Origin of the sequence: Iamia sp., assembly GCF_035575815.1 — a bacterium.
In the GTDB taxonomy this organism is placed as follows: Bacteria; Actinomycetota; Acidimicrobiia; order Acidimicrobiales; family Iamiaceae; genus Iamia.
Map to the genome: position 1 here is coordinate 23,237 of NZ_DATLXO010000066.1, position 6,386 is coordinate 29,622.

The 6,386-nt window shown below is 73.4% G+C and carries 6 protein-coding genes; 2 read left to right on the forward strand and 4 right to left on the reverse strand.

What is annotated here, in order from left to right; translation table 11 throughout:
- Together VNL12_RS07125 and VNL12_RS07130 are read right to left on the reverse strand one after the other, a co-directional pair.
- Positions 1 to 216, reverse strand: a complete 216-nt coding sequence (locus tag VNL12_RS07125; protein ID WP_325592964.1) for a hypothetical protein — start codon at positions 214 to 216, stop codon at positions 1 to 3.
- A gap of 462 nt (positions 217 to 678) precedes the next feature.
- Positions 679 to 1,773, reverse strand: a complete 1,095-nt coding sequence (locus tag VNL12_RS07130; protein ID WP_325592966.1) for an HD domain-containing protein — start codon at positions 1,771 to 1,773, stop codon at positions 679 to 681.
- 69 nt (positions 1,774 to 1,842) lie between these two features.
- On the opposite strand from VNL12_RS07130, the gene obgE reads away from it, so the two are divergent.
- Together obgE and proB are read left to right on the forward strand one after the other, a co-directional pair.
- The gene (gene obgE / locus VNL12_RS07135) at positions 1,843 to 3,153 is read left to right on the forward strand and encodes a GTPase ObgE (protein ID WP_325592968.1); all 1,311 of its coding nucleotides are present in this window, start codon (positions 1,843 to 1,845) and stop codon (positions 3,151 to 3,153) included.
- Positions 3,154 to 3,208: 55 nt separating this feature from the next.
- Entirely contained in the window at positions 3,209 to 4,444 is a 1,236-nt protein-coding gene (gene proB / locus VNL12_RS07140) for a glutamate 5-kinase (protein ID WP_325592970.1), read from the forward strand.
- A gap of 99 nt (positions 4,445 to 4,543) precedes the next feature.
- Here proB and VNL12_RS07145 read toward each other — a convergent pair whose 3' ends face one another.
- Positions 4,544 to 5,401, reverse strand: a complete 858-nt coding sequence (locus VNL12_RS07145) for a PspA/IM30 family protein (RefSeq protein WP_414654858.1) — start codon at positions 5,399 to 5,401, stop codon at positions 4,544 to 4,546.
- Positions 5,402 to 5,458: 57 nt separating this feature from the next.
- Positions 5,459 to 6,386, reverse strand: a 928-nt coding sequence (locus VNL12_RS07150; RefSeq protein ID WP_325592974.1) for a lipid II flippase MurJ, incomplete at its 5' end; no start/stop codon positions are given.

The following is a 6,386-nucleotide window of genomic DNA, read 5'->3' on the forward strand; positions in this document are numbered from 1 at the left end:
TCAGTCGATGAGCCGGATGACCCGCGGGGTGCCTTCGGTCGGGGTGCCGTCGCTGGTGCCCCCGCTGGTGACGTAGGGCGCGTCGCTGACGAACTCGCCGTAGTACTTGGGGTTGCCGCGCCCGTTGCCGGTGATGTGGAACACGGCCCAAGCGACTGCGTGCATCTGGATGTTGTTGCCGTTCCCCTCACCATCATCGGCGATCGGGATCAGCATGTCGCAGCCGTCGAACGGCCCTGCCGGCGGGCAAGGGGTCGCACCCACGACCTGATCCCTGATCTGATGGTCGAACCCGTTCCCATTGTCACGCAGCCGGACTCGACGAAGCCGGGGTACAGCTGGGCGATCGCCGCGCCTTCGCGAACGGCGTTCGACATGCGGTTCTGGTACTGGGCGACCCGCCCCTAGTCGATGGTGGTGAAGATGATCATCGAGAGCATCAGGCCGGTGAAGGCCAGCTCGACGAGGGCGGCGCCCCGCTCCCGCCGGGTCCGCCGCCCCGCCGCTGCGACCGGGGGACGGTGGTGGCGAACACGTCGCCGGGGCGTTGGCGCGCGCGGAGCGGTCTCTCGCCCTGAGCCCTGGACCCGCGCTGCGCGGTGCTCTGCCCTGCTACCTGCCACCGTCCCCTGAACGACCGCTCACGCGCGCATGTGAGGGCTTCTCTGCGAGACCTGATCAGGCGCTTCGGGGCAGGGCGGCATCGACGAAGCCGAGGTGGTCGCGGGCCGCGGCGATGGCGTAGCGGTCGGTCATGCCGCTCACCCAGCGCACGGCGGCGGCGGTGGCCTCGGGCGCCCCCGGCGCCAGGCCCTGGCCGTCGGCGCCCATGGCCGCCGGGTGCTCGAGGAAGAAGCCGGTGAGGGCGCCGATCAGGCGGGCGGCCCGGTCGGCCTGGTCGACGGCCTCGGGCCGCAGGTAGATGCGCTCGTAGTTGAAGGCCCGGAAGGCGGCCAGCGCCTCGGCCTCGGTCGAGCGCAGGGCGACGGTGCCGGTCTCGGCGATGGTCTCCACCATGGCCACGATGAGGCGGTGGAGCTGGGTGCGCCGGTCGCGACCGATGACGTCGGCCACCGACGCAGGCAGGTCGGTCGGGTCCACGATGCCGGCGGCGGCGGCATCCTCGAAGTCGTGGCAGACGTAGGCGATGCGGTCGGCCCAGGCCACGACCTCGCCCTCGGGGGTGGCGGGCGCCGGGCGGTTCCACGAGTGGTTCCGCACCGCGTCGAGGGTCTCGGCGCAGAGGTTGAGAGGGGCGAGCACGACGTCGGCGCCGTAGGCGGCGTGGTGGTAGCCGCCCTCGACGAAGGGCGACAGCGCCCCCTCCGACGCGTGGCCGGCCGGCCCGTGGCCGCAGTCGTGGCCCGTGGCCGCGGCGGCGGTGAGGGCGACGTTGAGACCGACGGGCCGGGAGATGCTGACCGCCACCTGGCAGACCTCGATGGCATGGGTGAGGCGGGTGCGCAGGTGGTCGTCGTCGGGGGAGATGAACACCTGGCACTTGCCGGCCAGGCGGCGGAAGACCTTGCTGTGGTGGATGCGGTCGAGATCGCGCTCGAAGCAGGTGCGGAGACGATCGGGCTCCTCGGGCACGGCGCGAGTGCCGGCGCCGACCGAGCGGGTGGCCCCGGGTGCGGCGGCCGCCGCCCCGTGCTGCTCGCGAGCACGTCGCTCGACGAGGTCGATCCCGGGCGGGCCGACCACGACGGGGGCGTGGGCGACGGCGACCTCCTTCTCCTCCATGTTCTCCACCCTACGGAGGGGGTGCAACACCGGGGCGCATCCTTCGTCGGTGGCGGTCCGTCAGCCAGCGCTCGGGTCGCGGCTCGTAGGCTCGTGAGGATGTCCGGGTTCGTCGACGAAGCGCAGCTGAACGTGCGGGGCGGCGACGGCGGGGCCGGTGCGGTGTCGGTGCGGCGCGAGGCCCACGTGCCCCTCGGCGGCCCCGACGGCGGCGACGGCGGCACCGGCGGATCGGTGTGGCTCGTCGCGGATCACAACGTGGCCTCGCTGCTCGCGTTCCGCGACCACCCGCACCGGCGGGCGACCTCCGGGCTGCACGGCCAGGGCAAGAAGCGCCACGGTCGCTCCGGCGTCGATCTCGTGGTCCACGTGCCCCCCGGGACGGTGGTGCGCGGCCCCCACGGCGACGTGATCGCCGACCTGGTGAGCTCGGGCGACCGCTGGCAGGCGGCCCGCGGCGGGCAGGGCGGCCGCGGCAACGCTCGGTTCCTCTCCAACCGGCGCCGGGCCCCGTCCTTCGCCGAGCAGGGCGAGCCGGGCGAGCAGCAGTGGCTGACCCTCGAGCTCAAGCTCATGGCCGACGTGGCCCTGGTGGGCTTCCCCAACGTGGGCAAGAGCACCCTGATCTCCCGCGTCTCGGCGGCCAAACCCCGCATCGCCGACTACCCGTTCACGACCCTCGAGCCGAACCTCGGGGTCGTGCGCATCGACGAGGGCACCGAGATCGTCGTGGCCGACATCCCCGGCCTCATCGAGGGCGCCAGCGAAGGGCGGGGCCTCGGCCACCAGTTCCTCCGCCACATCGAGCGGGCCCGGGTGCTCTGCGTGCTGGTCGACCTCTCGCCCCTGGCGCCCCACCCGCCCGAGGAACAGGAGCGGATCCTCCTCGCCGAGCTGGGCGCCTACCGACCCGAGCTGCTCCAGCGGCCCCGGGTGGTGGTGGGTTCGAAGCTCGACGTGGCCGACGACCCGCCCGATGAGCCCGCCTCGGTGCGCGCCGATGCCGCGGATGACGCGGCCGTCGGCGCCGATCCGACCGGGCCCACGCACCTCATCTCGTCGGTCACCGGCGCCGGGCTGCCTCCGCTCGTCGGTCGCCTGGCCCACCTCGTCGGCGGCGCCCGGGAGGCCGAAGCGACCGCGGAGGGCTTCGTCGTCCACCGACCCGCCCCGAGCGGCATCAGCGTCGTGCGCGACGACGACGGGGCGCTGCGCATCGTCGGTCGCGCCGCCGAGCGCTCCGTGGCCCTCTCCGACGTCACCACACCCGACGCCCAGGCCTACGTCCGCGAGCGCCTCGAGCGCCTCGGCGTGCCCGGGGCCCTGGTCAAGGCGGGCGCCCGGGAGGGCGACGAGGTCCGCATCGGCGGGTTCACGTTCGTCTACGTGCCCGACGGCCATTCCGGCTGACCCCGTGACCGACCCGACCGGCGCCGACGACAGATCTACCGCCCGCCCTGACTCGGTGACCGATCCCGCCGACGCCGAGGGCGCCGAGGACGACCTTGGGCTCACCTCGGGCGTGGGCTCACCGCTCGGCGCAAGCCTCACGGCGCCGGGACCCACCTCGGGGACAGGCGTCGCGACCGGGGCCAGGAGTCCGGGGCGTCGGGTGGTGGTGAAGGTCGGCTCGTCGTCGCTCACCGACGAGCGGGGCGCCATCGACGAGGCCGCGGTGGCCAAGGTCTGCACCGAGATCGCCGCGGCCCGAGCGGGCGGACACCTCGTGGTGGCGGTGACGTCCGGGGCCATCGCCGCCGGGCTGCCGGTGCTGGGCCTCGCCGGGGCCCGGCCCCGCGACCCGGTGACGCTCCAGGCGGTGTCCGCCGTCGGCCAGAGCCGGCTCATGGGGGTGTGGGACCGCCACCTCGCGGCGCATGACCTCATCGGCGGTCAGGTGCTGCTCGCCCCGCTCGACTTCGCCGTGCGCGACCAGTACCTCCACGCCCGGGCCACCCTCGGGCGCATGCTGGAGCTCGGCGTGGTGCCCATCGTCAATGAGAACGACGCCATCGCCGATGACGAGATCCGCTTCGGCGACAACGACCGCATCGCCGCCCTCGTCGCCCACCTGGTCGGGGCCGAGGCCCTCGTGCTGCTCACCGACATCGCCGGGGTGCTCACCGCCGACCCGCGCCTCGACTCCTCGGCCTCGCTCATCGAGGAGATCCTCGAGGTCGACCACGACATGGAGGCCCTCGCCGGCGGGGCCGGGACGGCGCGGGGCAGCGGCGGCATGGCCACCAAGCTGGCGGCGGCCAAGATCGCGGCCTGGTCCGGCGTCCGCACCGTGATCGCCGCCGCCGATCGGCCCGGCATCGTGGCCGACGCGCTGGCCGACGTCCCGGGCGTGGGCACCGTCGTGCGCCCCCGGTCGCGCACGCTCTCGGCCCGCAAGCTCTGGATCGCCTTCGCCATCGGCTCGTCGGGCACCGTCGTGGTCGACGGCGGGGCGCGCCGAGCCCTGGAGGCCGACGGACGGTCGCTGCTGCCCGCCGGGGTGGTCGGGGCCGAGGGTCGCTTCGGCCCCGGCGCCGCGGTCGAGGTCGCCGATGACGCCGGCGCGGTCTTCGCCAAGGGCATCGTCAGCTACGGGGTCGAGGCCCTCCGGGGCGTCGCCGGCGTGCGCACCGCGAACCTCCCCGAGGGCACCCGCCACGAGGTCATCCACCGCGACGACCTCGTCGTCCTCCCCCGCTGACCTCCCGGCGTGTTCCCTTCTCGGTGCCAACTTCGGCTGAGGGGCTGAACCTGGACACAGAACGGGAGGGCGAGGCCGAGCGCCGATCGGGTTGATGGTTCAGGAGGTGCCGGGCGGGGGCTGGCTGGTGGGGGCCGGCTCGGTGGCGGGTTCGGGGGAGGGAGCGGCCTCGCCGGTGAGCTCGGAGGGGGTGGGCGCGGCGGAGGTGGACGCGGTGTCGGACGCGCCGAGGCCGAGCTCGGCCTTCAGCTGGGAGAGGCGGGCCTGGGCCTGGGTGTTCTGCGACGCCTGCTCGACCTCGAGCATCCGACCCTCGACCGAGGTCCCCTGGAGCTCCGACATCCCCTTGGCCTTGGCGTAGCGCTGCTCGATCTTGTCCCGCACCTCGTTGAGGGTGGGCACGTCGTCGCCGACGGTGGCCGACAGCGATGTCATGGCCGTGTTCATCTGCTCCTGCATCTTGGCCTGCTCGAGCTGGCTCAGGAGCTGCTGCTTCTCGGCCAGCTTGCGCTGCAGGAGCATGCCGTTCTGGGACACCGCGGCCTTGGCCTGGTCCGACGCCTGGGTGGAGGTCAGCGCCATGGAGCGCAGCTCCTCGACCTCGGCCTCGACGGTGATGAGCTGGTTGGCAATGGTCTCCGCGGCTCGGGTGTACTCCTCGGCCTTGGTGGTGTCGCCCGCCTTGGAGGCCTCCTCGGCCATGAGGATCGCCTGGCGAGCATTGCCGTTGAGCCGTTCGAGCTGCTCCATCGAGCGGTTCAGCCGCAGCTCGGTCTGCTTCTGCTGGGCGATGACGTTGGCGGCCTGCTCGGTGAGCGTGCGGTGGTTCTGCTGGGCCTCGGAGATCGCCTGCTCCAATTGGATCTTCGGGTCCGCCTTCTCGTTGAACTTGACGTTGCCGCTGGCGGTGAGGTACTTCCAGAAGCGACGCATCAGCTTGATCATGGGATCGAGCATACCGATCGGTCGCGCCCCGTCGAGCGCCACGCCCGCAGGGCCGCTGGCAGGGGGCACTCAGGCGTGCCGACGGCCGCCGAGGCGAGCCGGGAGGCGCCCGGCCAGCCCGGCGTCGCGCACCACCCCGAGCACCACGGCGGCGGCGACGTAGACCAGGCCACCGATGGGCACCGCCACCCCCACGCCGACCACGAGGGCGTCGGGATCGATCGAGGTGGCCCCCACCACCACGGCGACGACCGTCGCGGCCATCAGGCCGGCGGCGCCCAGGCACCGGCCCAGGGTGGTGAGGAAGCCCCGCAGGTCGAACCCGGCGGGCAGTCGGCGCAGCAGCATCGCCAGGGCGATCACCGAGCCCACCAGGTAGGCGGTGGAGTAGGCCGAGGTGAGACCGATGAGCCCGAAGGGCACCGACAGGGCGACGGCGACGACGATGTTGATCAGGTTCTCGGCCCCGTTGATCCAGAACGGTCGCCGGGTGTCCTGCAGGGCGTAGAAGCCCCGCAGCACGAACAGGTACACCGAGAAGCCGAGCAGCCCCGGGGCGAAGCCGGCCAGGGCCCGGGCCACGGGAACGGCCTCCTCGAGCGCGCCGTCGGGTTGGAGCAGCGTGGCGTCGGGCCCGAGGCGGACGACGAGCACCGCCAGGGTGAGGTAGCCGACCGCGGCCGGCACCATCACGGTGACGAGCAGGCGCAGGCCCTGGAGCATCCGGGCGTGGAACGTCGGCCACGCCTTCTGGACGTACGCGCGGGCCAGGTCGGGCTGGAAGGTCGTCATCAGCGACACCGCGAGCAGGCCGTGCGGGAGCTGGAAGAAGATGAACGCCACCTGGTAGCTGCGAACCGCGCCGGCGTCGGACACCGCCAGCACCAGCACCGTCTGGGCCGCCACCTGGTTGGCGATCACGTAGCCCAGCGTCCAGCCCGAGAGGCCGGCCGCGGTCCGCACCGCGGGGTGGCGCAGCGAGGGCCGGAACCGGATC

Excerpts from the sequence above, each read along its gene's own strand:
- VNL12_RS07145 (WP_414654858.1), bottom strand. The coding sequence starts at position 5,401 with ATGCTCGATCCCATGATCAAGCTGATGCGTCGCTTCTGGAAGTACCTC.
- obgE (WP_325592968.1), top strand. The coding sequence starts at position 1,843 with ATGTCCGGGTTCGTCGACGAAGCGCAGCTGAACGTGCGGGGCGGCGAC.
- VNL12_RS07125 (WP_325592964.1), bottom strand. The coding sequence starts at position 216 with ATGCTGATCCCGATCGCCGATGATGGTGAGGGGAACGGCAACAACATC.